Source organism: Aquiflexum lacus (assembly GCF_015476655.1).
GTDB classification, from domain to species: domain Bacteria; phylum Bacteroidota; class Bacteroidia; order Cytophagales; family Cyclobacteriaceae; genus Aquiflexum; species Aquiflexum lacus.
The window spans coordinates 31,205-57,287 of sequence record NZ_JABFHF010000019.1 but is presented as its reverse complement, the minus strand read 5'-3'; the positions used below and the strand labels follow the sequence as shown (position 1 = coordinate 57,287).

Genomic DNA, 26,083 nt, shown 5'->3' with positions numbered 1-26,083 from the left:
TTTATGTCATTGGTAGTGGAGAAAATTTGGCATTTACAGAAAGGAAATGACATCAAAATGGGCAGTAGACCTCTCCTGACGTCGAGGTGACAAGGCAAAGTTTTATTATAGATTTAATGCTATCTGTAGTTCTAAACACTCGATTTCAAAATCTGTCATTGGTAGTTATGAAAATTAGCATTTACAGAAAAGGTTGTGACATCTAGGTGGGCTGCAGACCTCTCCTGACGTCGAGGTGACAAGGCAAAGTCCTGTAATAGAATTGAATGCTATTTGTAGTCCTAAACCATCAATTTCAAAGTCTGTCAATGGTAGTTACCAACATTTTAAATATGTTGAATACTTAGCAAAACTAAAACACATAAAACATGGCTTCTATAATGTCTTTTTCAACAAAGGCCTTAATTTTGCTTTCTTAAATTCAAAAGAAAAACAAACCAACATTATTGTGAAAAAAATTATTCTTTTGGCAATAGCCTTTCTCCCATTGATGGCAATTGCTCAAGAGCCCGGTATTGGGCTTAGATTGGGAGAGCCTTTATCGATCACCTACAAGACATTTCTTGACGATCAGATTTCTATTGAGGGCATGATTGGTCGCGGAGGTCCAAATAGTGCTCAATATTACAGGCGTTCTTTTGACAATAACCGGCCAAGTTCCAATGCCTTTTATTTTGGACACAGCACGTCCAATTCAGTATCCTTCAATATCAGGGGTGCTTATCACGAAGATTTCACCAGTGATTTAGGAATTGAAGTTGGATACTTATTGGGTTATGCGGGAGTTGGTGCCCAATTGAGGTCTGTGATGGTAGATTATACATACACCGACACATCTATTTCAGCCAACTTGCTGAGGGAAAGTAGGAGAAACATGGATTTTGGCCCTGAAATCTTTGGAGGAGCCGAATACTATTTTGATGAATTGCCAATCAGTGTTTTTGGAGAAGCTGGATTGTTTATGGAATTGATTGACAGGTTTGGGCATTTGAGATTTCAGGGGGCATTGGGTGTCAGGTATTTGTTTTAAGGGATGAAGAAAAAAACAATTGGTAGCTTGTTAGTTTTCCTTATTTTGGGAGGAATGTTATTGTTTTATATTTTGGGTGGTTTCAACCCTATTGAAATTGAAGCTGAGAATCTTGGAGAGATAGACCTTTCTGGCGTCCATTTCAGGGGTAGGCCTCAGGATGAAGCATTGAGAGAGGCCTTCCAAAAAATAGAAGATTTGAAAAAGCTTTACCCCGAGGCCAGGCTGCATACCATTTATTATTCAGAACCTGCTGGGAAAATGGATACTATGGAAGTATTTGTTGGATTGGAATCAAAATGGGTCAAGAAGGAGGAGGGATTGCAAATGATTTCGTTGCAAGCCCAAAAAGCTGTTGTAGCAACTATTACTGCCCATCGTTTTGTGATGCCAGGTCCTATGAAAGTTAAAGCCAGATTAGAAGCATTTGCCAAAGATCAAGAGCTGCCAAAGCCTGAAATTTTTGTGGATCAGATCATTGGTCCCAATGAAGTAAAAGTTATTGCTGTTGGTAATTGAAAAATATATGGAATAGTTTTGTTGGAATGACTTTCTATTAGCCCACAACCAATATAAAAAAAATTCGTCTTGAACTTAATTCTCTTTCATCTAAATAATCAACCCATGAAAAAATTACTTGTATTAATATTTTTGGGAAGCTTTGCCTTCCTTCACGCTTGTGTTGGTCCTGTAGGACCTCCAGGACCTCCAGGCCCCCAAGGTCGAGATGGACTGGTGTTATTAGGTGAGGCTTTTGAGGTGGATATTAATTTCACAGAGGCAAACGGTTACGCAGACATATTTACCCTTAACCCTCCTATTGAGCCAAGCGATGTTCTTCTTGTATATGTCAGGTGGGAAGTAGACAATGGAACGCCCATCTGGAGACATCTACCTCAATCAGTCTTTTTTGATGAAGGTATATTAGTGTATAATTTCGATTTTACCGAAGGTGATTTCGAAATTTTCATGGAAACTACTTTTGATCCAGCATTACTTGATAATTCATGGACTAGAAACCAAAGGTTCAGAATTGTAATAATTCCTGCTGAGTTTGGAAGTGCAAGAATTGATTACAATGACTATGACGGGGTGATGAGTCTGCTTGGCTTGTCAGAAAGTGATATCGTAAAGTTGAAATCAAAAAAAGAAAATTAAATTGGATGCAGTTAAATTACCAGTGCTATGTTAAAGATGAATTGACAATCTTTCCTGCAGAACTTGTCCCGATTCATTCGGGAGACGCAAAGACGTAAAGAAGGATAACTTGAATCTTTTTGCGATGGTAATAACCTTTGATATTAGAATTAACATAACACGAGGTGCTAAATGCAGGTCATCTACATTTATAAGGATGAGATGTATTTAATGAACTAATCCAATTATTTACCAAATCTCTCAGCAGGTGATTCCCTTTTTTGGGGAATCACCTGCTGAGAGATTTTTTGTTCTATCTTTGCGGCATGCAATTGAAAAATGATTTATTGATAAGGGCAGCCAAAGGTGAATCTGTAGAAAGGACGCCTGTTTGGTTGATGCGTCAGGCAGGTAGAATACTGCCTGAATATAGAGCAGTAAGGGAAAGTGTAAGTGGATTCATAGAATTGGCTCAAACGCCTGAACTTGCAGCTGAAGTAACCATTCAGCCTGTTGATCTTTTAGGTGTAGATGCAGCCATTATTTTTTCGGATATTCTGGTGATTCCCGAAGCCATGGGGCTTCCTTATGAAATGGTTGAGAAAAGAGGGCCTTTTTTCCCTGAAACAATACAGTCTGCTTCAGACCTTAAAAAATTGCGGGTTGCCAATGGGACAGATGACTTGAGGTATGTAATTGATGCCATCAGTATTACCAAAAAAGCATTGAATGGAAGGGTTCCACTGATAGGTTTTGCTGGAGCGCCATGGACAATTTTCGCCTACATGATCGAAGGTTCCGGAAGTAAGACTTTTTCTAAAGCCAGGGCGATGCTGTACAGGGAAGCGATTTTGTCTCATAAGCTTCTTCAAATGATCACCGACAGTACAATCAATTACCTGAAAGCACAGATTGATGCAGGGGTCAACTTGGTTCAGGTTTTTGACAGTTGGGCGGGAATTTTGCCGCCTGATCATTACAAGGAGTTTTCTTTACCTTACATAACCCAAATCTGTGATGCTATTCATGAGGTACCGAAGACAGTTTTTGCCAAAGGAGCTTTTTTTGTTAGGGAAGAGATGGGCCAATTGAATTGTGAAACGATTGGCTTGGATTGGAATATAGGGATAGCAGAATCCCGAAAAATGATTGGCCCGGATAAAACATTACAAGGGAATTTAGACCCTGCAGCACTTTATGGAAGTCCGAAGCAAGTTGAGGATGCTACCAATGCAATGATGGATCAATTTAAGGGTTGTAGGCATATTGCTAACCTAGGACATGGAGTTTATCCAGATATTGATCCGGAAATGGTCAAAATCTTTATACAAACAGTTAAAAATTACAGATAATCATAAAATCTGTGAATAATCATTAAAAAAGGAAGGTGTTGCACCTTCCTTTTTTTGTTTTTGTCAAAATTTCAGCTGGTATTTTGAAAATTCTACAAAAAAATAAGTATTAGGTTAATTTTTAAGCTATATAACTCTATAATCATTGTATTTTTGAAAAAATGTGTTAATTTTCGAACTCATAATCAGTATAAAAATGTAAAAAACTTTTAAACTGGTTTAAAAACAAACCTATTTACTCACAAAACCTATTAAACCTATGAAAAACACATTTACAAAATTAGGGGCAGCCCTAATGTTGGTTGGATTGCTGAGCATTTCGACCTTGATTCAAGATGCCAAAGCCCAAGAGGAAAGCAAATTCAGTATGGATGTCACGCTTAACTCAGATATCTTCTTTGGCTTTTATCCTTTCTTCCAAGGTGCCTACAGTATCAGTGATAAAACTGATTTCACATTTTACGGTATCCTTTGGTCAGGAGGAACAGGAAGTGGTTGGGGAAATTGGACTGAATTCGGTATAGGGTTCAGTTCAGAAGTCTCCGAAGGTATCTCCGTCACCCCACAAATCGGATTGTTGAACGGAAGTTTGACATCAGGTCTTGGTGTTCCTGTATTGGGAGAAGGTATTGTGCCAAACCTTACTGTAGGGATAGACAAATCAAAATTTGAAGGAGAGATTTATTTGGGATACTATTATGGTTTGAACCATGGTAACGCCTCAACCTTAAACTTTTTACACTATTGGGTCAATGGTGGCGTTAAAGTAAGCCCATTGTTTTCTGCTGGATTGCATTTTGAGCAATTAAGGTTTACAGGTGGAAGCGAACAAGAACCTGACGCGGCTTATAATTACTATGTAGCCTTGGGCCCATACATTCAGTTTGCAAATCCTAAAGGAGGCGCCTTTACTAGATTCACAGCGGGCGGTGACTTAAGACCGGAAGAGATGGTTGCAAAAAGTGAATGGAGACAGCCTTCTTTCTTTAAATTAACGGTTGGATATAGCTTCTAAAAACAATCAAGTGGCCGGTTTATTTTCCGGCCACTTTACCTTTTGTATGAAGTCACTTGATCTCCTATTTTGATTTTTTCCCCTTCCAAAAGAGACATGTTTTGTCCAAACAACACTTTATCTCCAAAATTCCGATATCCTGAAAGGGTTTTAAGCGGTTCTTTGCCTTTCTCTCCGGTAGTTTGGTCAACTGTGGTCATCACGCACCGGGCACATGGTTTTGTGATTCTAAAAATAGCTTCTCCAATTTTCACCTGACCCCATTCATCCTCTTCAAAAGCTTTCCCTCCGGCAAAAACCAAGTTTGGTCTGAATCGGTCCATGGGTACAGGTTGGTCAAGCCTGCTGTTCAAATCATCCAAAGATGACTGACCTATCAGCAAATAAGGCATCCCATCCGCAAAACTGACAGATTCATTTTTTACGGCATATTTTGACGGGACTTTTCGATTTGTGGAAATGGGCATGTATACCAATTCGCAGGGTAATCCAAAAACATCAGAAAACCAATCGCTTATTTTTTTGTCCACCACTTGACCGATTACCTCATCATCCCATATTCTTACAGGTATCATTTCCTTACTTTTTGGCTCAAGTGGGATATGAATCTTTTTTTCCTGTTGGTTTTTAAGGAAAATCTCAATGCCGCTATCAATTATGTTTGTTTGCAGCAAAGCCATGCTTGGATGTTTCCTTTGGCTCAAGAAGTCTCCCTGATTGTCAACCAGCATCCATCTTCGGTCATATTTTAGCCCTCTTTCTTCTAAAACGGCTTCCTCCAATCTTATACCTCCCAATGATTTGATGGGATAAACGTAAATGTCCTGTAATTGCATTTGGTGTGAAATGATTTTCAAATCTAATCTAAATACTTGTTACCGCCACTCTTTAAATCTATCCGGAATTTCTGGAGAAAAGAGCTTGGTGAAGATAAACCTGATGGGGTTTTCTTGTTCAGCCTTCAAAAGAGCAATAGGATTGTTAATAAAATAGCTGAGGTTTTTGTTGAATGAATTGGGTGAAAGGATAGAAACCATCAAAAAACAGATCAAAAAAATGACAGCCCATTTTTTTCTATCTCTAGCCAATCTTTTTTTCCTAAAAGTTTCCATACAGCTAAGATACAAAAGGAGTGCTTTTGGTTGCAAGGTTAAAAAGGGAATTTTAGTAAATAAAGGTAAAAATCAAAATAAAACGTAAATAATGCTATGCTGATGCAATTAGGTTTTTCATTTATAAGTTTAAAGATTTAAAATCCTGCTTATAAAATTATTGACTCTGACTATAAATAAGATGATATCTAAACTCAACATTGAACATTTGATTTTGACAACTTGGAAATTGCTAAAATCGAAAATCTTGAAATATAGCAATGGTGAGGTGAGGCTGATTTTCACTTTTTTAATAAAATCCAAAAATTTTAACTATTCGAAAAGTTCAATCGTTTTCCTTTGTTGAATCAGCAACAGAAAGCTCTTTTTATTAATGATTGATGAAAAATACCATAATTCTGTTAACAGAGGTTGTCCCAAAACCGATCAGTGACAATTGTTAAAAATTGCAAAATCAAATTTAAACAATCAATTTAGAATTGAAATTAACTATAGAAACCATTTCGTTTTTTTCAAAACAACAAACCCTATGAGAAATTATTTACTTAAAAAGAAAGCATTTTTGATGATTGCTACGCTGATGATCATCAGTATGGCAACTGCAAATGCGCAAGGTCGGGAGGTGTCAGGAACAATCCTCGATGCCACGCTTAAAGATCCTTTGCCAGGTGTAACTGTTCTGATCAAAGGTACTACAAGAGGTACGACTACTGATCTGGATGGTCAATTCAGACTAAACGTTCAGCCAGGTGATGAAACCTTGGTGATCTCGTTCGTGGGCTTTACTCCCCAAGAATTACCAATTGGAAATCAATCGGTTTTTAATGTAGAGTTAGAAGAAGACATCATGAGTCTTCAGGAATCAGTTGTGATTGGTTACGGTACTCAGGATAAAAAGGAAATCACTTCTGCGGTGGCTTCTGTTGGGTCCGAACAATTTAACCGAGGTAACTTCACCAACCCAACTCAATTGTTGCAGGGAAAAGTTGCAGGTCTATCTGTGACCCGTCCAGGTGGTAATCCTAATTCGCAACCAACGGTCAGATTGAGAGGTATATCATCTTTTGGCGCTACTCAGTCTCCACTGATTGTATTGGATGGCGTGATTGGAGCCTCTATTGATGCAGTCGATCCAAATGACATTGAGACTTTTGATGTTTTGAAAGATGCCTCTGCTGCTGCCATATATGGTACAAGGGGAGCGGCAGGTGTAATCCTGATCACTACCAAGAGAGGATCTTCCAGAAAAGGTGTCTCTAATGTGACGATCAATTCTTTTGGCTCTGCTGATGTAGCTACTAATCTTATCCCTATCCTTTCCCCTGAGCAATTTGTAGAAAGAGGTGGCGTGGATTATGGATCAAAGACTGATTGGAGAGACGAAATACTTCAGACTGCTTATAATGGTACTGTCAATGCTTCGGTAACTGGAGGATTTGAAAATACTTCTTATTTGGCTTCTGTCAACTATCGTAACAACGATGGTATCATCAAAGGAACCAATAGGGAAACTTTGAACACAAGATTTAATATGAATCATGGTGCCCTGAATAATAGGTTAAGAATGAACCTTTCTCTTTCCTACACAGATACTGAGGCCCAAGATGTCAATAGTGAGGCGGTAAGATATGCCACGGTTTTCAATCCCACTGCCCCTATCAGGGAGTCAGGTGAAGAAGCAGAAAGAAATTTCGGAGGATATTTCCAAAGACCGTTGTTTGATTTCTACAATCCGGTGGCATTGATCAACCAACAAAAATTTACAACGGAAGTTAGGGCTGCCCTGTATTCCTATAGAGTAGAGTATGATATTTCAGATAAAATCACGGTTGCATCCCAGTTTTCTCAGGATAAACTGACTGTATTGAGTACTCAGTTTTTTTCCCGTCAGGATTTTCAGACAGGATTTGGTCGAAGTGGTCAGGCTGGACAGAACATGTTTGACAGGACACAATCCATCTGGAACGGAACCATCAGGTTTGAAGACGAAATCTTCGATAGGATGAACTTCACTTTCTTATTGGGTGGTGAAACCCAAACTTTTGCTGAAAGGGGTATGAATGCTTCCACCGCTAGGTTTCTATTTGACCTAGGCCCAAATAATCTTGGAGCAGGTGGATTAAGGTTTGGCCCGGGAACAGGAATGGACTCTTTTGCTTCCAGAGCGGTATTGAATTCTTTCTTTGGAAGAGCGAACTTCAACTACAGCAACACCTATTTCTTATCAGCTTCATTAAGAGCTGAGACCTATTCAGGATTCGGTAGAGATAACCAAACAGGATATTTTCCTGCAGTCAGTGCAGGTGCTGACTTTACGCAGATTTTTGATATGGGTATATTCAGTCAGTTTAAGCCTAGGGCTTCGTTTGGTATAGTGGGTCAGTTGCCACCTTCTCCAACTTTGGCTTTGGGAATCTTTGGCAATGGCAATAGAATTCCATTAAATCCTGATGATCCTATTGGTTCAGTGTTTGTTGGTCCAAGAAGATTGAGCAATCCTAATCCTCAATTGCAATGGGAAACAACTCAGGAATTTACAGTTGGTTTGGATTATGGCCTTTTTAATGGTAGAGTGACTGGTCAGATGGATTACTACCAAAGGAATATTTCTGATTTGATTTTCAATGTAACAGTAGGTAGGGGATTCCCAAGTGCAGTTGAGCCAGGAAGACCATACACTGCAGATAATGTTTGGGCGAATGTTGCCTCACTATCCAGTGCTGGTTTTGAATTTTTGGCTACTGTCAATGATGTCAAGTTAGGACCTGTTTCTTGGTCTCCAACCTTGAACTTCACCATTTACAAAAGGACCAGAATTTCGGATCTAGGTGCAGGAAGCTTGAGTATTGGTGAAATTAGACAGGGTGTGCCAGGTTCCCCAGGTCAGAATGACAACCCGATGATTTGGAATAGAGAAGGAGAAAGAATCGGTGATTTCTATGGTCCGAGATTACTGGGGTTAACGGATGGAGGAGAATATATTCTTTCAGGCGAAACTCCAGGAGAATTTGAAAGATTGGGAAGTGCTTTGCCAACAGGTGATTTTGGATTCTCCAACACCTTTGTGTATGGCAATTGGGACTTGAATTTCTTGCTGAGAGGCAGTTGGGGACATTTGATTTACAACTCCTTCAGAGGGTTCTATGAAAACGCCGATGGAGCATCTCTTACATGGAATTCTGTGTTGACCAAAAACACTCCGACCGCTCCGCTTGTTACATCTACGCCTTCTTTCTCAGATCTTTATTTGGAAAGGGGTGATTTTGCAAGATTGGATAACCTTCAGATTGGCTATAATATTCCAACAGGATCTGCCAGTATAAATAACCTTAGGGTATATGGAGGTGTTCAAAATCTATTTACAATTACCCAATTCTCCGGTGTCGATCCTGAAGTAAGATGGCAAGATGGCGATAATCCACTTGCTCCAGGTATTGAAAGAAGAAACACTTACTTCTTGCCAAGAATCTGGACAATGGGATTAACATTAACCTTTAAATAACATAAACTCAAATAATATATGTTACGATCAATTAAATCATTATGTGTTGGAGGCCTCGTCGCATTGACGATGGGGTCATGCTGGGAACTGGAGCAAGATGTTCTTTCGGGAATCACCCAAGAACAATTGGATGCCAATGTTACGCCGGAACTGATAGAAGTGTTAAAGCAATCAGCTTATAGTGCGGTTGTGGGCAATTGGGGAGGTCATGGTGGTCTCTACAGTGCAATAGAAGTATCTTCAGATGAATTGTCGATACCACAAAAGGGTGCTGACTGGGAAGATGGCGGCATATGGCTGAGAGCACACAGACATGCTTGGATCAATACTGATGGCCCTTACAATGGAGCTTGGCAGTATGCTTTTGGTGTGGTAGCCGAAGCTAACCTTTTGATTATTCAGTTTCCTGATCTTGAGGAATTGGTTGCTGAATTAAAGGTTTTGAGAGCTTTAGGATACCTTTGGCTCATTGATAACTTTGGTAATGTGCCAATAGTCGTAGAGACAGACGTGGCGCCAAATCCACCGACAAATAGCAGGGCAGAAGTTTTTGCTTTCATTGAGAGCAGTATTCTTGAAAACGCAGATCTATTGACCAGAAACAATACCAGGACAAACTTGAATTATTGGACTGCCCATATGATTCTGGCCAAATTGTATCTCAATGCTGAGGTATACATTGGTCAGCCAAGATGGGCGGAAGCAAAAGCAGCCCTTGATGTGATTATCAATGAGGGACCTTATAGCTTGGCTCCTAACTTCTTTGCAAATTTTGCCAACAGTAATTCCAATTCTCCCGAAAACATGTTTACACTTCCTTATGATGCCAATAACGCAGGAGGATTTAACATTCATCAGATGACTTTCCATTATAGCACTCAGCAGACTTTCGAATTGCAGGAGCAGCCATGGAACGGCTATGCTGCATTGGAAGAATTCTATAACAGTTACGAAGATGGTGATGTGAGGAAAAACAGTTTAAGAGAAGGTCCTCAATTCCGTTCTGATGGAGTTACCCCGATTATCGATGCTTCCGCGGAAGCCGGTGATCCTGATGGACCGGAAATAAATTTCACGCCAAATATCAATGAATTGGCTCCGAATGCATTTAGACAGGCAGGGACAAGGGTTAATAAATTTGAAATTCCATTGGGTTCAGGTCCTAATTTGAATAATGATTTCCCAATTTTCAGATTTGCTGATGTGCTTTTGATGAGAGCCGAAGCAAGTTGGAGGTTAGGAGAAACTGCTGAAGCCCTAAGCTTTGTCAATCAAGTACGCGAAAGAGCCAATGTAGCTCCACTTACCTCAATTGATGCGGACGTATTGTTGGCAGAAAGGGGAAGAGAAATGTTTGCTGAAGGTCATAGAAGATCTGATTTGATCCGATTTGGTAGGTTTAATGACGCTTGGTGGGAGAAAAGTCCTTCTGAACCTTTCAGAAATCTTTTCCCAGTACCTGAAGCACAACTTTTGGCCAATCCAAACTTGACTCAAAATCCTGGTTATTAATTATATAATTTTAAAAATAATCAATAAAAGAAGTGCACATTGTGCACTTCTTTTTGATTTAATACCCTTCTGTTCTGTCAAATTGTTAATATTACGATTCATAAATAGATATCAGAATCAACTCCATACCTTGAAACGCCCATTTACCGTTATATTCATTTTAGGTTTGATCATCTTTTCCTGTTCCAAAAAACAACAGGAGGATAAAAAGCTTTTCGAGTTGATGGATAAGACTCGGACAGGTGTTGATTTCAGAAATGATCTAGAATATAATGAGCAGTTCAACCCTTATACTTTCCGGAATTTTTATAATGGAGCAGGGGTAGCTCTTGGAGACATCAATAATGATGGACTTGTTGATATTTTTCTTGCAGGAAATCAGTCCGAAAACAGACTTTATCTCAACAAAGGAAATTTCCAATTCGAAGATATTACCGAGAAAGCTGGTTTGGCAGTTCCTGGAATTTGGTCTACCGGTGTCAGCATGGCGGATGTCAATGGAGATGGTTTGTTGGATATTTATATCTGTAAATCCGGTCCATTGGGAGGTGAACAAAGGTATAATGAACTTTTCATCAACAACGGCGACCTGACTTTTACCGAAATGGCAAAGGAATATGGGATTGCAGATGAGGGACTTTCTCAGCATGCGGTCTTTTTTGATTTTGACAAGGATGGTGACTTGGATATGTATCTGCTCAATAATTCAGCAAGGTCGGTGGGTATCAATGACCTGAGAACAGGACAAAGAGATGTCAGAGATCCATTTGGAGGAAATAAACTTTACAGAAATGACGATGGAATGTTTGTGGATATCAGTGAAGCCGCAGGTATATATGGTTCGGCGATCGGATATGGTTTGGGTGTAACAGTCGCAGATATCAATAAGGATGGTTGGCCTGACCTATATGTATCCAATGATTTTTTTGAAAAAGATTACCTCTACATCAATAATGGAGACGGGACCTTCACAGAATCTCTGGAGAACATGTTGAATGAAATCAGCATGGGCTCTATGGGCGCAGACATTGCTGATCTCAACAACAATGGTTGGCAGGATATTTTTGTGACAGAAATGTTACCTGCTACATTGGAAAGGGTCAAAACCAAAACACCTTTTGAAGAATGGGATAAATACCAGGCGAATGTCAATACCGGATATTTTCATCAATTTACAAGAAATACTTTGCAAAGAAATTTGGGTTTTCAGCCTAATTCAGATCAGGTTTATTTTGTTGATGTTGCAAGGCAGTCGGGTGTTCATGCCACCGATTGGAGTTGGGGAGCATTGATCTTCGATGCTGACAATGATGGATTAAAGGACATTTTTGTGGCAAACGGAATCGTCAAGGATTTGACAGATTTTGACTATGTGGATTATTATGTCAACAATCAGAATCTGATTGCCCAATTCCGTAAGGACAGTGTTTTGCTGACCAAAATGATCGATGAATTTCCTTCTGTGCCCCAGCAGAATTTTCTGTTTAAAAATCTGGGTGATTTTAAGTTTGAAAATATTGCTGCACAAATGGGTATGGAACAGTTGACTTTCTCTACCGGTGCGGCTTACGCCGATTTGGATAATGACGGAGATTTGGACCTAGTTGTCAACAACCTGAAGGGGGAGGTTTTTATATTCAAAAACAATAGCCGTGAAATCAATGGCTACCATTTTTTGCAGTTTGACCTGAAAGGGCAGTTTGGGACCCAGGTCACCTTGTATGCAGGTGATCAACTGTTTTTCGCCGAACACAATCCTGTTAAGGGTTATATGTCTTCGGTGGATCATAAGCTGCATTTTGGTTTGGGCGAAATCAGTAAATTGGATTCAATTTTGGTTTTATGGCCAAATGGCAAAACGACCAAACTTCAGGATGTGGATGTGGATCAGCTAATTCAACTTGATCCCGCTTCAGTTGGTTTGGAATGGAAAAGAGAAAAGGAAATCGGGAAAAAATATTTCACTGAGCTTCAAGACTTAATTTCATGGAAACATGAGGAAAGTGATTTTGTTGATTTTGACAGGGATAGGCTGCGTTTCCACATGGCTTCCAATGAGGGTCCTGTGATTGAGGTAGGAGATGTGAACGGCGATGGTTTGGATGACCTGTTTTTACCGGGGGCTAGGGGTCAAGCTTCTTCTGTTTGGACGCAAAGAATGGATGGTTCATTTCAAAAGTCCCAATCTTTTGATGGCGAACAGTTGTCTGAAGATATTGGAGGTTTGTTTTTTGATGCAGATGGAGATGGGGATTTGGATTTATATGCATTGAGTGGCAGTCTTGAGTTTGGTAATAAAAACACAAACTACCAGGACAGACTTTATCTCAATGATGGAAAAGGAAAATTCAAAAAATCAGAAAATACAATCCCAGTTAGGTTCGAAAGTTCTTCTTTTGTCCGGGCTTTTGACCACAACGGTGATGGTAATTTAGACCTATTGGTTGGGACTAGGACAATTCCTTTTGCTTATGGAATACCCACTGATATTCGGATTTTTGAAAATCAGGGAGATGCAGTTTTTGTAGACAAGACATCTCAACTAGCGCCCGGCTTCAAAGATTTGGGAATGACTAGAGAATCTTGGATAGGTGATCTTGATGGGGATGGGAAGGAAGAGATTGTGCTATTGGGGGATTGGATGGGTATCAAAGTATTTAAATTTTTTGAAGGTAAATATTCAGATGTTTCTGCTTCATTTGGCTTTGAAAATACGGGCGGCCTTTGGAATACACTTCATGTCACAGATGTCAATGGTGATGGATTTCCGGATATACTGGCAGGAAATATGGGATTAAATACCCGTTTGTTTGCTACTGATAAAAGACCACTTCAATTGCATGTCAATGATTTTGACCAGAATGGGAGCATTGAGCAGATTATGACCATTTATGAGGGTGACCATGCTTATCCTTTGGTTTTGAAATCTACACTTCTCAAACAATTGCCCGGATTGAGAAAACAGTTGTTGACTTATGATGATTATAAGGATAAAAAGCTATCAGATTTATTTCTTGATGAAATACTGAAAAGAAATTTGATTTTGAACGTACATACTTTGGAAACAAGTCTGTATATCAATCAAGGAAATGGTACTTTTGCCAAGTCTCAATTACCTAACGAACTCCAGCACAGCCCGGTTTATGCCATTCATTCATTCAAAGATGAATCAGGAAAGCTACATATGTTGTTTGGAGGAAATCAAAGTAAAATAAAGCCCGAATTGGGAATAAACATGGGTAGTTTTGGATGGCATTTGGTATCCAATACAAAAGGAGGGTTTGATGTGTTATCTGCAAAGGAATCAGGGTTCTTTGTCAGAGGAGAAGTCAGAAGTATTAAAATTGTAAAGACAAATAAAGGAAATCAAATTGTAGTGGGGAGAAATGACAAAGAACCAGCTTTGTTTGAAATTGATGAAAAGAAATGAAGCCAAATCAATTTAAGTCCATGCACTTTGAAGTTTCAACTATTAAGCTTATTGGTACAAAAAATTGGCTGAAATTAAAATAAACAATGCCTAAAATACAATATTTTATAATTTTCCTCTGTGTTGCATTAGCTTGTCAGCCTCAAACGGAATATGACAAAGTGAAAGAAACGGAATTGGCCTCGGGAAAGGTATTTGAAGATCTTTTTCTGGATATCCAGTTTGGAATGGATAGAAAAACCTTTTATGGAACCTGTTGGGAACATAACAAAAATGGAATACTGACCAATGGAGCGCACTATTTGCAGATTTTATATCATCCTGAACTACCCTCGGGAAAGAAAGTAAATATGCATTTCTATCCTAAATTTGAAGAAAACAAGTTGTATTATATGCCCATTGAACTGACCTACACAGATTGGTTTCCGACCAATGATGCCTACTCCAATGATAAGCTAATGGAAGATACTGTAGGATTGTTGGAGAATTGGTTTGGTACAGGATTTTTTCCAGTCAGCAACAAAGCTAAAACTGTAACTGCTCAAGTAAAAATAGATGGTAACAGACATGTCAGGGTATTCAAAAAAGATATTAAAACAGTAAGGGTTGAAATCCTTGATTTACGGATCAAAGACCTAAAAGATATGATCGAACAAAATGATGAAGCTTAGCATAAGTCTATTAATTTTCCTCCTTGGTTCAGTTTTGTTGGTATCCTGTCAGCAAAAAGAAATTGAGAAAAAGGATACTTTATTTCAGATAGTCTCATCTGCTGAATCAGGAGTGACTTTTAGAAACGACCTCCAATTTGACGAGAGCTTCAATATCTTCACGTATAGAAATTACTATAATGGTGGGGGCGTAGCATTGGGGGATGTCAATAATGACGGACTTTTGGATATGTACCTGACTGCAAACCTTGGTAAAAACAAGTTATATATCAATGAGGGTGATTTCAAATTCAGAGATGTAACCGAAGAAGCAGGAGTCGCGGGAACCCGTGCATGGAGTACAGGAGTAGCCATGGCAGATGTTAATGGTGATGGGCTGTTGGATATCTATGTCTGTAATTCCGGTGATATCCAAGGTGACAACAAACAGAACGAACTTTTCATTAATAACGGTGATGGGACATTTACCGAAATGGCAGAAGCCTATGGTCTAGCCGACGAAGGATATTCCACGCATGCTGTTTTTTTTGATTTTGACAATGACGGAGACCTAGATGTGTACCTACTCAACAACAGTTATCAGGCCATTGGCAGTTTCAACAAAATGCAGAATGAAAGGCCTAAAAGAGATCCGGTTGGCGGTGATAAGTTTTTCAGAAATGACGGTGATAAGTTTACCGATATTTCTGAGGAAGCCGGGATTTATGGAAGTGTCATTGGCTTCGGTCTTGGAATTACAGTAGGAGATGTCAATCAGGATGGTTGGATGGATATTTTTATTTCCAATGATTTCTTCGAAAGGGATTACCTATACATCAACAATCAGGACGGAACATTTAGCGAAAGCCTGACTGATTATATGAGATCAACGTCCGCAGCATCCATGGGGGCGGATATAGCGGATATCAACAACAATGGGCACTTGGATATTTTTGTGACTGAAATGCTTCCTGAACCATCCGAGAGGCTCAAGCAGATCACCACTTTCGAAAGTTGGGACAAGTTTCAGTTCAATGTGGAACATGGATACCACTACCAATATACCCGCAACATGCTCCATGTCAACAACGGAGATGGTACCTTCAGCGATATGGGTCGTTTGGCCAATGTTGAGGCGACGGATTGGAGTTGGGCGGCTTTGATGTTTGATATGGACAATGATGGTCTGAAAGATATTTTTGTGGCCAATGGTATTTACCAAGACCTCACTGATCTGGATTATCTGAATTTCATTGACAATGATGAGACCAAAAAGAAGATCATTTCCCAAAGTGGCGTCAATTACAAGGCATTGATTGACCCGATGCCCATCAATCCGGTTTCTAATTATGCCTATAAGAACAAAGGGGACCTGGTGTTTGAAAACGTGGTCCACGAATGGGGGATGGGTGACCCCATCCATTCCAATGGTTCCGCTTATGGAGACCTTAATAATGACGGTGCTTTGGACCTTGTCGTCAACAATGTCAACAAAGAGGTTTTGATTTTCAAAAACCGCAGCAGGGAATTCCATCCTGAAAACCGTTTCTTGAAGATAGAATTGATAGGCAAGGGTAATAACACTTCCGCTATTGGCACACAAGTGAGATTGTTAGTAGGCGATCAGATATTCTATCAGGAAAATATGCCCAATAGGGGATTTCAGTCTTCTGTGGACTCCAGACTCAACTTCGGATTGGGGAATATTGAAAAAGTCGATCAGGTCCAGGTAAGGTGGCCTGATGGTCAGTTAAGCGTTCTTACAGATGTGCCCCCCGATCAGATGTTGACTTTGAATTGGGCTGAGGCAGGTGACTCCCCAGCTGATTTTGAATTTTTTCCAAATTTACCAGCACCTACATTCACCAAAATCAAACCACTGCTGGAATACCGTCATCAGGAAAATACCATGGTTGATTTTGATAGAGATCGGTTGACGTATCACATGCTGTCAACCGAAGGGCCAAAGGCAGCTTTTGGAGATGTCAATGGTGATGGTTTGGAAGATGTTTATATTGGAGGGGCCAAAGGCTTTGCAGGGCAATTATTTATTCAGAGTAGAAACGGCAATTACCAAGCTTCTTCCCAAAGTGTATTTGAAGCTGACAAAATCTCCGAAGATACTGATGCGGTGTTTTTTGATGCCAATGGTGATGGTCATTTGGATCTATTTGTCACCTCGGGTGGAAATGAATCAGGATTTGGTGCTTTGGACCTGGCAGATAGACTTTACTTCAACGATGGCAAGGGTAATTTCACCAAAGCCGAGAATTCAGGTTTGGTAAGTTTTCGAAACAGTACCTCTGTGGTGAAAATCTTGGATATCAACCGAGACGGAGCCTTGGATATTTTTGTAGGCTCCAGGGTTATTCCTTTTTTATATGGTGTAAATGCAAACAGTTTCGTTTTGATCAATGACGGCCAAGGAAACTTTACAGATGGGACCTCCCAATATGCCCCGGAATTAAAGGAAATCGGTTTGGTGACGGATGCAGCTGTGGTGGATTATGATGGAGATGGTAAAGAAGACATTGTTTTGGTAGGTGAATGGATGGCACCGACCTTTCTCAGAAATACAGGTGGAAAGCTTGAAAAGATAGCCATGTCCGAGATGGAAGAATTGAAAGGATGGTATCAGTCTATTGCTGTAGGTGATTTCAATGGGGATGGTAAACCCGATTTTATATTGGGCAATCATGGGTTGAATACAAGGTTTAAGGCATCCATTGAAAAGCCCATCAAAATGTTTGTCAATGATTTTGATCAAAATGGATCGGTTGAGCATGTCTTTGTACAAAAGGTAGGGGATAAGCATGTTCCTTTCACATTGAAACATCAATTGGAAGCACAGTTGCCCTCAATCAAGAAACGTTATTTAAAATACAGTGCCTACAATAACCAAACCATGGAGGATATCTTCAGTCCTGCCGAACTTGAAAAGGCTGTTATTCAGGAAGTAAACAATTTGGTTTCAACGGTATTGCTCAATGAAGGCAGCGGTAGATTTAAGCCTATCGAATTACCAAGAATGTCCCAAAGGTCATGGATGTATAGTATTGTGGTCACGGACCTCAATGGAGATGGCATTGAAGACCTGATAATGGGTGGTAATCTCAAAGGAGCAAAGCCGGAAGTAGGACAATATGATGGATCATATGGTGAGGTGCTTTTGGGAAAAGGGGATGGAACATTCGAATATTGGCACAACAGAGACCATGGTCTAAAGCTGAACGGTGATATCCGAGACCTCCATGTCATTGATAGAGAAGGACAAAAAATCCTGATGGTGGTTAAAAATGGAGAAAATGTGGAGTTTTGGGAGATAAAGAAATGAAGAATTTTCCCACAAAGGCGCAAAGACGCAAAGCTGAGTTAAATGAGAAACTAAATAGCAAATTTTCGGAATTTGTTGGAATTGGACTGCTTTCATTCTTAATTTTTAATCTAATCTATTGCTCCAAACCCCAAGAAGAAACTCTTTTCACCCTTCTGCCCTCCGATCAAACCGGTATTGATTTCAGGAATGACCTGACTTCTACGGAAGAAATGAATATTCTGGAATACCTGTATTTTTATAATGGAGGTGGTGTGGCTTTGGGCGATATCAATAACGATGGATTGGTGGATATCTATTTCACCTCCAATCAGGGAGAAAACAAACTCTATTTGAACAAAGGGGATTTCCGGTTTGAAGATATTACCGTTGCTGCCAAAGTTACCGGTGATGGAGGCTGGTCTACAGGTGTCACGATGGTGGATATGAATGGGGACGGCTTGTTGGATATTTATGTTTGCCAAGTAGGGGATTACAAAGGTATCTCCGGAAAGAACAAATTATACATCAACAATGGTGACCTGACATTCAGTGAAAAGGCTGAAGAATACGGGATTGATTTTATTGGCTTCTCCACACATGCCGTGTTTTTTGACTATGACCAAGACGGAGATTTAGACCTTTACCTCTTAAACCATTCGATCAAAAAACCAGAAGTCTTTTCCCATGCCGATACCAAATTCACCAATCAGGACGAAAAAGGTGGGGATAAATTGTACAAAAGCCTCATCACGGAAGGAGAAGAAAGGATGATTGAAGTAACCGATGAAGCAGGAATCTTATCCAGCAGTTTGGGTTTTGGGTTGGGTGTTGGCGTTGCGGACGTGAATGGCGATGGTTGGCTGGATATTTATGTGTCCAATGATTTCACGGAAGATGATTACCTGTATATCAACCAAGCTGATGGTACATTTAAAGAATCCCTGAAGGATTTCATTGAAAACACCAGCCGGTACAGCATGGGCAATGACATTGCAGATATCAACAATGACGGACTACCTGATATTTTCACCACAGACATGTTACCGGAAGACCCGGGGATATGGATGAAATCACTCGGTGAAGACAAGCAGGAGGTATATGATATCAAACAGAAATTGGGATATGGAGATCAATATGTGCGAAATCACCTCCAACTCAATAGGGGTGACGGGAGGTTCAGTGAAATCGGATTGTTGACAGAAACCTTTGCTACAGACTGGAGTTGGTCACCATTGATTTTTGACATGGACAATGATGGCAAAAAGGATATCCATGTGACCAATGGCATTGTCAAGAGACCCAATGACCTTGATTTTGTCCAATACAGTCAGGAACTCACACCGGGATTGACCGATAAGGAAAAAGAGAAGCAACAGATCGACATGTTACCCACTGTCAAACTTTCAAACTTCACATACAAAAATGATGGCGGGTTAAAGTTTACCAACGCTTCCAAGCTTTGGGGATTGGATCAGCTTTCCTATTCCAACGGGTCTGCTTATGCGGACCTGGACAATGATGGGGATTTGGACTTGGTGGTCAACAATACTGACCAAGAAGCATTTGTGTACAGAAACAATTCCTCAGAAATGACCTCTAACCAGTTTGTTCAAGTAGATCTCAGATCAGATGTCAAAAATGTTTTTGGAATAGGTGCCCAAGTATGGGTTTTTGCAAATGGGGAGACTTATTATCAAACCTTGAGTACCTCTAGAGGCTTTCAGTCCGGAACTTCTACCACTTTGACTTTTGGATTGGGAAATACAGAAAAAATTGACTCTGTCTTTGTATCATGGAATTCAAGAGAAATTGAGGTCTTTCAAAATCTAGATCTTGACCAAAGACATTTGCTTGTAAAAGGTCAAGGAAATGAAAGTAGACTACCTATTCAAAAAATAGAGTCTGTATTGGAAATTGCTGATATTTCTTTGGATTGGGAGCATGAAGAAAGGTCCATCATAGATGAATTTAGAAGGGAATACCTGATGCCAAGAAGGTATGGAACAGAAGGACCGGCTTTGGCTGTCGGGGATATCAATGGAGATGGGTTGGATGATATCTATTTGGGTGGCGCAAATGGTCAGCCAAGTGCTTTGTTTTTTCAAGAAGTGAATGGTGGTTTTTATAAAGTTGAAAACCCCTTCTTTGAACAATTGAAAACAGCGGAAGATGTTGTCGCCGTGATGGAAGACTTCAATCAGGATGGTTATTTGGATCTATATGTTGGCAGTGGGGGAAATGAATATGGGAGAGGGGAGATTTACAATTTCGATAGGTTGTTTTTGAATGACGGAAAGGGAAATCTGGTTTTTTCCATGAATTCACTTCCTCCCTTTGGAGAGAATACCTCAACTGTAGCAGTGCATGATGTCAATGGGGATGGGAATCCGGATATTTTTGTTGGCGCATCGGTGGTTACAGGAAATTACGGTGCCCTTCCGAGAAGTTATTTACTGCTCAATGATGGAGATGGTAAATTCCAAGATGCCACTCAAAGTTACTTTGGAGAGGAATTGAGGCCGGGTATGATCCAAAATGCCCTTTGGGCAGATATCACCGGTAATGGTCAAAAGGAGCTGTTGCTGTCCGGAGAATGGACGCCCGTGATGGCATATTCCTTAAATGACCAGCAAAAATTTGAAAGGTTAAATATTTCAGGTTTGGATCAGGCAGGTTGGTATTTCGGAATGTCAGTTATAGATGTTGATGGCAATGGACTTCAGGATATCGTCTTGGGTAACTTGGGATTGAACTCCAAACTGAAAGCAAGTCAGGACCAACCTGTATGGTTATACCATCATGATTTTGATGGAAATGGACAGACTGACCCCCTGATTTTTCATTATATGGATGGGAAATTGGTACCATTCGCAAGCAGGGATGATTTGATCAAACAGATACCGGCACTAAAAAGAAAACACGACTCTTATGTTTCTTACTCCAAATTAAAGTCCCCGAAAGATCTATTTGATGACAATCAATTGAAACAGGCCAATAAATATCAAGTGACAACATTGAGATCGGGTGTATTGAGGAATTCTGGAAGTGGTGCTTTTGAATTTGATCCCTTTCCTATAGAAGCCCAATTTGCTCCCATCAAAGATTTCAAATCTTTCACAGGCAAAGATGGTAATCAGTATCTTTTGGGTGTAGGTAATTTTTATGGATTCAGAAATGACTTGGGGAAAAACGGGGCGCAACCGCTGACCTTGCTGAAATGGTCGAATGGAACTTGGGAAAATTTACCTATTGGTATTCCTGCCATTGACTATTGGGGGGAATTTAGAAAAGTGGAGCGCATCAACATTGGTGATACCCCACACCTCATAGCTGTCAGAAACAATGGAAAACCTGTTTTTCTGAAAATCAATCCATAAAACCTGCTAAAAATCAGCTTATTTGCCTGTACAAAAACTTTGGAATCACGTATTAATAATTAGATTTGATGTCCAAAACCCACACAAAACATTCCCTTTTTGTCTTAGAAAAAGAGAATTGTTAAATTTGAAGTCCTATTGTATAAGAATTGCCTCATAATGAAAAATATCTTCCCAAAATTTCTTTTCACTTTATCACTCATTGCTGGTATTGTAGCCTGTCAGGACAATAGTGATTATCAGGAAATCATAACAGATGGTTCCTACCAAACTGCTGCTCAAATCAGATTGACCAATGTCATCATTCACGATATTTTTTCCCCTCCTGTAGCCAGTAGGATTTATGCCTATCCATCCATAGCCGCCTACGAAGTAGCAGTTTTGGCTGATCCCCAATACAAGAGTCTGATGGGTCAATTGAATGGTTTTGAATCCACTGAATTTGACACTGAAGGTGAAATTTATTTTCCTTTGGCCTCTTTGATCGCCTATTATAAGGTGGCCACTGCATTGATTTTTTCTGAGGAAAAGATGGATACTCATAAGGAGGAGGCATTGAAAGAAATCAAGTCAAAAGGAATTCCCAAGAAAGTTTTCAATCGGTCTGTTCAATTGGGTGAGGAAGTAGCGGACCATGTGATTGCATACAGTAAAAAAGACAATTACCACCAAAGCCGCTCTTTTGAAAAATACACGGTGAGCAATGCTCCAAATACCTGGCAGCCTACCCCCCCCGCTTATATGGAAGGTATAGAGCCTCATTGGAATAAAATCAGGTCATTTGCACTGGACTCAGCAGGACAATACAAATCTGCTCCCCCCACTGAATTTTCAAGTGATAAAAGCAGTCAGTTTTTTAAAGAAGCCGAGGAAGTTTTTGTGACTACCCAAAATCTTTCTGCTGAGCAAAAAGACATTGCCATGTTTTGGGATTGCAATCCTTATAAAGTTAATGTCAAGGGCCACGTCATGTTTGCTGAAAAGAAAATCACTCCCGGTGGACACTGGATGGGGATTGCGGCCATATCCTCCAAAACAGCTGGTCAGGACTGGAAGGGTACAGCCGAAACTTTGGCAATGACAGGAGTTGCATTGTTCGATGGTTTTATTGCCTGTTGGGATGAGAAATACAGAAGTGTTTTGATCAGACCTGAGACATACATCAACAAATACATTGACGAGGAGTGGTTGCCGCTTTTACAAACGCCACCTTTTCCTGAATATACAAGTGGACATTCTGTTATTTCCAATGCCGCTGCTGAAACTTTGACCAAACTTTTTGGCGAGCCATTTCATTTTGTAGATTCGACTGAAGTGGCTTATGGACTGCCAGTAAGGGAATTTGATTCATTTAGACAGGCAGCAGATGAAGCAGCAATCAGTAGATTGTATGGAGGAATCCATTACATGCCTGCGATTGTCAATGGCGCAACCAAAGGCCAAAAGGTAGGCCATCATCTTCTGGGCAGGGTTTCTACAAAAAATGAAAATCTTGCAAAAGTGGAATAGGTGAAGTGCTTAAAGAAAATCTTTGAAGAGGCTGTCCAATTTAATTGGCAGCCTTCTTTATTTTCATTTCAAAATTTTCAAACATTTGGGCTTTTTAGAAGACATATACATATCCTTTAATTCCTCAGTCCAATCATCGATATCAAATTTATCTCTTAATTTTGTGGTTTAAATAAAAATCAAATTCATGGACATTATCCTAAAGTACTTTCCTGACCTCACTCTTGAGCAGCTAGAGAAATTTACCAAACTCAAACCCATTCATGAAGAATGGAATGAGAAGATCAATGTGATCAGCAGGAAAGACATGGAGCATTTCTATGAAAAGCATGTGCTTCATTCTTTGGGAATTGCCAAGGTGATTGAATTCAAGCCAGGGACAAAAATATTGGATATCGGTACCGGAGGTGGTTTCCCAGGGATTCCGTTGGCCATTTTATTTCCCGACACCCATTTTCATTTGGTGGATTCCATTGGCAAAAAAATAACTGTGGTCAAAGATGTGGCCAGACAACTCCAACTTACAAATGTAGAAGCCCAACAAACTAGGGCTGAAGATTTGGTAAGAAGGTATGATTTTATTGTCAGTAGGGCAGTTACCAGATTCGCCAATTTCCTTCCATGGGTCAAAGGGAAATTCAAAAGAGAAGATTTCAATGAATTCCAGAATGGCATGCTACTGCTCAAAGGTGGGGATGTGGACGAGGAAATGGAAGAAAGGGACTTAAGTTACGTATCCTATCATTTGGATGATTACTTCAATGAGGAATTTTTTGAAACCAAAAAGGTGGTCTATGTTCCTTGGGAAGGGAAAAGGTGATGGGGAAGGATGAGGGATGAAGGAAAAAGGATGAAGAGCTAAGAGACAAGAAGGGAGAAACAAGAAACAAGAAACAAGAATCAAGAAACAAGAGTCAAAGCTTGTTCGGAGAATCGGGGGTCCAAGGGTGATTTTGATATCTGAAACTATTTTTTACCATATTTAGATCCAAAGGGAGTCCTTCTTACCATATACTGAATACTTCCTGTATATGAATCTACACTGCTGCCAAAGGCGTGTCTTGATTCTGAGTAAAGGTTTTCTCCCCGATCATTAAACAACCTAAAATCAACAGTGGTGTCATAATTCAATTTCGTGCTAGATGAATTTGAGGAAACAGCCTTTCCTGCTGAGTTTTTCTTGTCATTCTGAGAGTTATTGCTTTCTTTTTCCTTATAGGATGTAACCGTTGAGCCATGGGTAGTAGAACCTTTGTTAACAATATTTAGCATTCCAAAAATCACAAATTCAACACCCAATATTTGGGCAATTTCATTGGGGGCAAAACCGGATATATTATTGTGATTGATATTGTTTTTGGTCAGAATAGCATTGGTAGTCATGGGATCCTGAAGTGACAATAGCTCATATTCCTTTTTAACAATATTAGCGGTGTTGTTTTGGGTGAGGATTCTCATGGATTCGACCGTCATTCCGGGATCATTGGTGACAAACTCAAATGGCAATACAGCAATTTTATTTTTTGTGCTAAAGTCGCCACTTGGTACTGTTTGCTTATTGGGGACTTTAGATTGGCTTCCAGATTGACTGTTGATGATTTCCACTCTTCCACTGGAGAATTCTATTTTTTCAACATTCTTTTTACCGATTTCATTGTCAAAATCTTCTCCGGCATACCTAAGTTTAATAACCGTATCTGTAATTCCTGTTATTATCCCCTCTTTAACCTCTCCGCTCAATAAAGTGATTTTATCCTGAGCAAAAGAACTGGTAATAAATACGAATAATAAAACGAAAACCAGAGGTGATACTTTGTTAAATAAATACTTCATGGCAATTTAATTGGTGTTAAAAGCTCAATAAAATTTGAAATGGTTCATTATGAGGGTCTTATAAAATCCCGTTTAATTTTAACGTTTTTTTTTTAAAAATCACAATTTAAAGATAGAAAAATGAAAATTCTGCTCGTTTTGAGATTTTCAGGGTAAATAAAACCTTTTTTGATTTAATTTAATCCATATTCATATGTTCGGTTTTTAGAATGATACTTTGATTTTCACAAACTTAATTTTTTCCCGGTTCCAAGTATAGCAAAAAATCAAATGGCCATCTTCATAAATGATTGAAGGATAAGAAAACTCATTGTTACCTTCCCCGGATTCAATCACTTCTTTGATGGGCCAAGAATTACCATTGTCAAATGAAATGGCCAATTGCATGGGATAGCGCTTGCCCCAATTTTCACCGACCGGATTATAGACCAAAGCAATGGTCTCATCTTGGATTTTGACCAAATCTATGCCGCTGTTATTATTGGGAAGATCGGTCAATTCTACTGGTGACCATGTAAATCCATTGTCCTTGGAGTCACTTCTCCCGATTCTTCCAGCTGAGGTTCTCAGCAGCATATGAATATGTCCAGGTTTAGATTCCCATAATGCTGGTTGTATTACTCCCTCTCCTGTAATAATACTACGGTCCAAAATCAGCGTTTCTGTATTCAGCCAAGTACTTCCGCCATCTTCGGACCGGTCCACAAAAGCATTCCATACTCTGTTTTTTTCGATTGAGGCAGGTGCTAGCCATGTTCCGTCAGAAAGAACCAGCATATGGTTTCTTACTGGACCTCTGCCGCCCTTGTCCCCTTCGACTAACTCTACAGCCTGAGTCCAAGTGCTCCCCCTATCTTCAGAATACATTACCCAGGTTTCCCAATCATCGATTTCCTTTCCCACTTTGAAATACAGATGAAGCCTCCCGTCCGGGGCATTAAAAAGTACAGGATTCCAATGGGCATCTTCCCTTACTTTGACCAACATTTTTGGAGGAGACCAACTGCCGGGACTGCCTTTTGAAAACCAAATCCCTACATCATCATCCTTCTCTCTGGTACCTGCAAACCAAACGATCATATAATTCCCTTCCCCCAGACTTTCGATGGAGGAAGCATGGCATTGGGCAAAAGGACGGTTATCCCCAAAGATGAATTCATCGGATACTACCTGTAAGTTGACATTCTGGGCAAAAGTCCCAAAGCAGAGGGAATAAAGGGATGCAAGAATAAGTTTTTTCATAGGTATTTTGAAATTGTACTTTTGAAGATACGAAAAATGAATAAATATGTATTTTCAAAAATACAA

Annotated in this window: 16 protein-coding genes; 13 read left to right on the top strand and 3 right to left on the bottom strand. The window is 39.8% G+C overall.

Going from position 1 to position 26,083, the window contains the following annotated elements; all coding sequences use genetic code 11:
* The first annotated feature begins 448 nt into the window (after nt 1-448).
* From HMJ38_RS16590 to HMJ38_RS16570, 5 genes are all read left to right on the top strand, one after another.
* Nucleotides 449-1,030 (top strand): hypothetical protein, encoded by a 582-nt coding sequence (locus HMJ38_RS16590; protein WP_194975543.1) that lies wholly within the window; start codon nt 449-451, stop codon nt 1,028-1,030.
* Nucleotides 1,031-1,033: 3 nt separating this feature from the next.
* Nucleotides 1,034-1,549 carry a hypothetical protein gene (locus tag HMJ38_RS16585; RefSeq protein WP_194975542.1) on the top strand — a complete coding sequence of 172 codons (516 nt, stop codon included), beginning with the start codon at nt 1,034-1,036 and terminating at the stop codon, nt 1,547-1,549.
* Nucleotides 1,550-1,654: 105 nt separating this feature from the next.
* A complete protein-coding gene (locus HMJ38_RS16580; protein ID WP_194975541.1) occupies nt 1,655-2,188 on the top strand; it encodes a hypothetical protein in 534 nt (177 codons plus the stop codon).
* A gap of 305 nt (nt 2,189-2,493) precedes the next feature.
* Nucleotides 2,494-3,519 (top strand): uroporphyrinogen decarboxylase, encoded by a 1,026-nt coding sequence (gene hemE / locus HMJ38_RS16575; protein WP_194975540.1) that lies wholly within the window; start codon nt 2,494-2,496, stop codon nt 3,517-3,519.
* A gap of 259 nt (nt 3,520-3,778) precedes the next feature.
* Nucleotides 3,779-4,534, top strand: coding sequence for a DUF6733 family protein (locus tag HMJ38_RS16570; RefSeq protein ID WP_194975539.1), 756 nt, complete (start codon nt 3,779-3,781; stop codon nt 4,532-4,534).
* 35 nt (nt 4,535-4,569) lie between these two features.
* Here HMJ38_RS16570 and HMJ38_RS16565 read toward each other — a convergent pair whose 3' ends face one another.
* The gene (locus HMJ38_RS16565) at nt 4,570-5,370 is read right to left on the bottom strand and encodes an MOSC domain-containing protein (protein ID WP_194975596.1); all 801 of its coding nucleotides are present in this window, start codon (nt 5,368-5,370) and stop codon (nt 4,570-4,572) included.
* A gap of 805 nt (nt 5,371-6,175) precedes the next feature.
* Between HMJ38_RS16565 and HMJ38_RS16560 the strand changes: the two genes are divergently transcribed.
* From HMJ38_RS16560 to rsmG, 8 genes are all read left to right on the top strand, one after another.
* A complete protein-coding gene (locus HMJ38_RS16560; RefSeq protein WP_194975538.1) occupies nt 6,176-9,148 on the top strand; it encodes a SusC/RagA family TonB-linked outer membrane protein in 2,973 nt (990 codons plus the stop codon).
* Nucleotides 9,149-9,166: 18 nt separating this feature from the next.
* On the top strand, nt 9,167-10,660 hold the full coding sequence (locus HMJ38_RS16555) for a RagB/SusD family nutrient uptake outer membrane protein (protein ID WP_194975537.1): 1,494 nt from the start codon (nt 9,167-9,169) through the stop codon (nt 10,658-10,660).
* Between the two features lie 130 nt (nt 10,661-10,790).
* Nucleotides 10,791-14,090, top strand: a complete 3,300-nt coding sequence (locus HMJ38_RS16550; protein WP_228780104.1) for a VCBS repeat-containing protein — start codon at nt 10,791-10,793, stop codon at nt 14,088-14,090.
* Between the two features lie 86 nt (nt 14,091-14,176).
* Nucleotides 14,177-14,761 carry a hypothetical protein gene (locus HMJ38_RS16545; RefSeq protein WP_194975536.1) on the top strand — a complete coding sequence of 195 codons (585 nt, stop codon included), beginning with the start codon at nt 14,177-14,179 and terminating at the stop codon, nt 14,759-14,761.
* Nucleotides 14,751-18,074 (top strand): VCBS repeat-containing protein, encoded by a 3,324-nt coding sequence (locus tag HMJ38_RS16540; RefSeq protein WP_194975594.1) that lies wholly within the window; start codon nt 14,751-14,753, stop codon nt 18,072-18,074. Before HMJ38_RS16545 ends, HMJ38_RS16540 begins: the two co-directional genes overlap by 11 nt.
* Nucleotides 18,071-21,433 carry a VCBS repeat-containing protein gene (locus tag HMJ38_RS16535; protein ID WP_194975535.1) on the top strand — a complete coding sequence of 1,121 codons (3,363 nt, stop codon included), beginning with the start codon at nt 18,071-18,073 and terminating at the stop codon, nt 21,431-21,433. Before HMJ38_RS16540 ends, HMJ38_RS16535 begins: the two co-directional genes overlap by 4 nt.
* 159 nt (nt 21,434-21,592) lie before the next feature.
* Nucleotides 21,593-22,942 carry a vanadium-dependent haloperoxidase gene (locus HMJ38_RS16530; protein WP_194975534.1) on the top strand — a complete coding sequence of 450 codons (1,350 nt, stop codon included), beginning with the start codon at nt 21,593-21,595 and terminating at the stop codon, nt 22,940-22,942.
* A 187-nt stretch (nt 22,943-23,129) separates the two neighbouring features.
* Nucleotides 23,130-23,762, top strand: coding sequence for a 16S rRNA (guanine(527)-N(7))-methyltransferase RsmG (gene rsmG, locus HMJ38_RS16525; RefSeq protein ID WP_194975533.1), 633 nt, complete (start codon nt 23,130-23,132; stop codon nt 23,760-23,762).
* 146 nt (nt 23,763-23,908) lie between these two features.
* On the opposite strand, the gene HMJ38_RS16520 is transcribed toward rsmG, so the two are convergent.
* Nucleotides 23,909-24,775 carry a hypothetical protein gene (locus HMJ38_RS16520; RefSeq protein WP_194975532.1) on the bottom strand — a complete coding sequence of 289 codons (867 nt, stop codon included), beginning with the start codon at nt 24,773-24,775 and terminating at the stop codon, nt 23,909-23,911.
* Nucleotides 24,776-24,979: 204 nt separating this feature from the next.
* Nucleotides 24,980-26,017 (bottom strand): sialidase family protein, encoded by a 1,038-nt coding sequence (locus tag HMJ38_RS16515; RefSeq protein ID WP_194975531.1) that lies wholly within the window; start codon nt 26,015-26,017, stop codon nt 24,980-24,982.
* Nucleotides 26,018-26,083: the final 66 nt, after the last annotated feature.

What these genes read in the sequence shown, in the direction of transcription:
- HMJ38_RS16520 (WP_194975532.1), bottom strand. Translation starts at nt 24,775, where the DNA reads ATGAAGTATTTATTTAACAAAGTATCACCTCTGGTTTTCGTTTTATTA.
- HMJ38_RS16545 (WP_194975536.1), top strand. Translation starts at nt 14,177, where the DNA reads ATGCCTAAAATACAATATTTTATAATTTTCCTCTGTGTTGCATTAGCT.
- HMJ38_RS16530 (WP_194975534.1), top strand. Translation starts at nt 21,593, where the DNA reads ATGAAAAATATCTTCCCAAAATTTCTTTTCACTTTATCACTCATTGCT.
- HMJ38_RS16560 (WP_194975538.1), top strand. Translation starts at nt 6,176, where the DNA reads ATGAGAAATTATTTACTTAAAAAGAAAGCATTTTTGATGATTGCTACG.
- HMJ38_RS16515 (WP_194975531.1), bottom strand. Translation starts at nt 26,017, where the DNA reads ATGAAAAAACTTATTCTTGCATCCCTTTATTCCCTCTGCTTTGGGACT.
- hemE (WP_194975540.1), top strand. Translation starts at nt 2,494, where the DNA reads ATGCAATTGAAAAATGATTTATTGATAAGGGCAGCCAAAGGTGAATCT.
- HMJ38_RS16580 (WP_194975541.1), top strand. Translation starts at nt 1,655, where the DNA reads ATGAAAAAATTACTTGTATTAATATTTTTGGGAAGCTTTGCCTTCCTT.
- HMJ38_RS16535 (WP_194975535.1), top strand. Translation starts at nt 18,071, where the DNA reads ATGAAGAATTTTCCCACAAAGGCGCAAAGACGCAAAGCTGAGTTAAAT.
- HMJ38_RS16540 (WP_194975594.1), top strand. Translation starts at nt 14,751, where the DNA reads ATGAAGCTTAGCATAAGTCTATTAATTTTCCTCCTTGGTTCAGTTTTG.
- HMJ38_RS16555 (WP_194975537.1), top strand. Translation starts at nt 9,167, where the DNA reads ATGTTACGATCAATTAAATCATTATGTGTTGGAGGCCTCGTCGCATTG.
- HMJ38_RS16565 (WP_194975596.1), bottom strand. Translation starts at nt 5,370, where the DNA reads ATGCAATTACAGGACATTTACGTTTATCCCATCAAATCATTGGGAGGT.
- HMJ38_RS16570 (WP_194975539.1), top strand. Translation starts at nt 3,779, where the DNA reads ATGAAAAACACATTTACAAAATTAGGGGCAGCCCTAATGTTGGTTGGA.
- rsmG (WP_194975533.1), top strand. Translation starts at nt 23,130, where the DNA reads ATGGACATTATCCTAAAGTACTTTCCTGACCTCACTCTTGAGCAGCTA.
- HMJ38_RS16585 (WP_194975542.1), top strand. Translation starts at nt 1,034, where the DNA reads ATGAAGAAAAAAACAATTGGTAGCTTGTTAGTTTTCCTTATTTTGGGA.